This is a genomic window from Enterobacter sp. 01-M-02-SI-ECC (genome assembly GCF_047530595.1).
Lineage (GTDB): Bacteria > Pseudomonadota > Gammaproteobacteria > Enterobacterales > Enterobacteriaceae > Enterobacter > Enterobacter cloacae_M.
In genome coordinates this window covers 1-3,242 of record NZ_JBLKCZ010000070.1, presented here as the reverse complement: position 1 = coordinate 3,242, position 3,242 = coordinate 1, and the positions used below count along the sequence as shown (strand labels likewise).

Sequence of the window (3,242 nt, the reverse complement as noted above, 5' to 3'; positions counted from 1 at the left end):
CCGGCAGCAGCCCGTCGTTGCCTGATGGATCCAACCCCTCCGCTGCTATAGTGCAGTCGGCTTCTGACGTTCAGTGCAGCCGTCTTCTGAAAACGACAATGGAGGTGGTAGCCGAGGGTGTGGAAACACCCGACTGCCTTGCGTGGTTGCGGCAGGCGGGTTGCGACACGGTGCAGGGTTTCCTGTTCGCCAGGCCGATGCCGGCGGCGGCCTTCGTCGGCTTCGTCAACCAATGGAGGAACACCACCATGAACGCCAATGAACCGAGCACCAGTTGCTGCGTGTGCTGCAAGGAAATCCCGCTCGATGCCGCCTTCACGCCGGAAGGGGCCGAGTACGTGGAGCATTTCTGCGGGCTGGAGTGCTATCAGCGCTTCCAGGCGCGGGCCAGCACTGCGACCGAAACCAGCGTCAAACCGGACGCTTGTGATTCGCCGCCGTCAGGTTGAGGCATACCCTAACTTGATGTCAGGCAGGGCCGCGCCGCTTCGTCAGAATAGAGTCTGCTTTCCCATTTTTTGACACATGCCCGCGAAGGTTATAGATTTCAGCCTGACAGAAATGGGCTTTGAGGCACAACGGAACAGAAAGTGCACTTAAGCCGCCTTCAACCAAGGAGACATCGTGCAGGGGCACCGCATCGGCTACGTCCGGGTCAGCAGCTTTGACCAGAACCCGGAACGCCAGCTGGAACAAACCCAGGTGAGCAAGGTGTTCACCGACAAGGCATCGGGCAAGGACACCCAGCGCCCCCAGCTCGAAGCGCTGCTGAGCTTCGTCCGCGAAGGCGATACAGTGGTGGTGCACAGCATGGATCGGCTGGCCCGCAACCTCGATGACCTGCGTCGCTTGGTACAGAAGCTGACTCAGCGCGGCGTGCGCATCGAGTTCCTGAAGGAGGGCCTGGTGTTCACTGGCGAGGACTCGCCGATGGCCAACCTGATGCTGTCGGTGATGGGGGCCTTCGCTGAGTTCGAGCGCGCCCTGATCCGCGAGCGGCAGCGTGAGGGCATCGCCTTGGCCAAGCAGCGTGGCGCGTACCGGGGCCGCAAGAAAGCCCTGTCCGATGAGCAGGCTGCTACCCTGCGGCAGCGAGCGACGGCCGGCGAGCCCAAGGCGCAGCTTGCCCGCGAGTTCAACATCAGCCGGGAAACCCTCTACCAGTACCTCCGCACGGACGACTGACACATGCCGCGTCGCTTGATCCTCTCGGCCACGGAGCGGGACACCCTGCTTGCGCTGCCGGAAAGCCAGGATGACCTGATCCGCTACTACACCTTCAACGACTCCGACCTGTCGCTGATCCGCCAGCGACGCGGCGACGCCAACCGCCTCGGCTTCGCCGTGCAGCTCTGCCTGCTGCGCTACCCCGGTTACGCGCTGGGAACCGACAGCGAGCTGCCCGAGCCGGTCATCCTGTGGGTGGCGAAGCAAGTCCAGGCCGAGCCGGCGAGCTGGGCAAAGTACGGCGAGCGCGACGTGACCCGTCGCGAGCATGCCCAGGAACTGCGCACCTACCTGCAACTGGCCCCGTTCGGCCTGTCCGACTTCCGCGCCCTGGTGCGCGAGCTAACCGAGCTGGCCCAGCAGACCGACAAAGGCTTGCTGCTGGCCGGTCAGGCCCTGGAGAGCCTACGGCAGAAACGACGCATCCTGCCGGCGCTGAGCGTGATTGACCGGGCCTGCTCGGAAGCCATTGCGCGAGCCAATCGGCGGGTCTACCGCGCCCTGGTCGAACCACTCACGGACTCGCATCGGGCCAAGCTGGACGAGCTGTTGAAGCTCAAGGCCGGCAGCAGCATCACCTGGTTGACCTGGCTGCGCCAGGCACCGCTGAAACCCAACTCTCGGCACATGCTGGAACACATCGAGCGGCTGAAGACATTTCAGTTGGTGGACTTGCCCGAAGGCCTGGGCCGGCACATCCACCAGAACCGCCTGCTCAAGCTGGCCCGCGAGGGTGGGCAGATGACGCCCAAAGACCTCGGTAAGTTCGAGCCGCAGCGCCGCTACGCGACCCTGGCCGCCGTGGTGCTGGAGAGCACCGCGACCGTGATCGATGAGCTGGTCGATCTGCATGACCGCATCCTGGTCAAGCTGTTCAGCGGCGCGAAGCACAAGCATCAGCAGCAGTTCCAGAAGCAGGGCAAGGCGATCAACGACAAGGTGCGCCTGTACTCCAGGATCGGCCAGGCGCTGCTGGAAGCGAAGGAAAGCGGCAGCGACCCCTATGCCGCCATCGAGGCGGTGATTCCCTGGGACGAGTTCACCGAGAGCGTCAGCGAGGCCGAGCTGCTGGCCCGGCCGGAAGGCTTCGACCACCTGCACCTGGTCGGCGAGAACTTCGCCACCCTGCGCCGTTACACGCCGGCCTTGCTGGAGGTGCTGGAACTGCGCGCCGCGCCGGCCGCGCAAGGCGTGCTGGCAGCCGTGCAGACCCTGCGTGAGATGAACGCCGACAACCTGCGCAAGGTGCCGGCCGATGCACCCACGGCCTTCATCAAGCCGCGCTGGAAGCCGCTGGTGATCACCCCGGAAGGCCTCGACCGGAAATTCTACGAAATCTGCGCCCTGTCCGAGCTGAAGAACGCCCTGCGCTCCGGCGACATCTGGGTCAAGGGCTCGCGGCAGTTCCGCGACTTCGACGACTACCTGCTGCCGGCCGAGAAGTTCGCCGCACTCAAGCGCGAGCAGGCCCTGCCCCTGGCGATCAACCCGAACAGCGACCAGTACCTGGAAGAGCGTTTGCAGCTGCTGGACGAGCAGTTGGCCACCGTCACCCGCCTGGCCAAGGACAACGAGCTGCCCGATGCCATCCTCACCGAGTCAGGGCTGAAAATCACCCCGCTGGATGCGGCGGTGCCGGATCGGGCGCAGGCGCTGATCGACCAAACCAGCCAGTTACTGCCGCGCATCAAGATCACCGAACTGCTGATGGACGTGGACGACTGGACGGGCTTCAGCCGCCACTTCACCCACTTGAAGGACGGGGCCGAGGCCAAAGACAGGACGTTGCTGCTGTCCGCAATCCTCGGTGATGCGATCAACCTCGGGCTGACCAAGATGGCCGAGTCGAGCCCCGGCCTGACCTACGCCAAGCTGTCCTGGCTGCAAGCCTGGCACATCCGCGACGAAACCTATTCGGGGTCGGTTCCGGCTGAGGGCGAAATGACACCCTAAGCGTTAGCTCTGTGTCGTTGCACGATGTCAGCGACGGTATTCTTGCTGATACCGAGCTCGCG

At 64.3% G+C, this 3,242-nt stretch carries 2 protein-coding genes and 1 pseudogene; all 3 read left to right on the top strand.

Going from position 1 to position 3,242, the window contains the following annotated elements; genetic code table 11:
* Positions 1-449, top strand: a 449-nt coding sequence (locus tag ACMWLG_RS25530; protein ID WP_053887800.1) for a DUF3330 domain-containing protein, incomplete at its 5' end; no start/stop codon positions are given.
* Between the two features lie 175 nt (positions 450-624).
* Positions 625-1,185, top strand: coding sequence for a recombinase family protein (locus tag ACMWLG_RS25525; RefSeq protein WP_001161490.1), 561 nt, complete (start codon positions 625-627; stop codon positions 1,183-1,185).
* A gap of 3 nt (positions 1,186-1,188) precedes the next feature.
* Positions 1,189-3,144: pseudogene (locus tag ACMWLG_RS25520) on the top strand (Tn3-like element TnAs1 family transposase); the annotation flags it as partial.
* Positions 3,145-3,242: the final 98 nt, after the last annotated feature.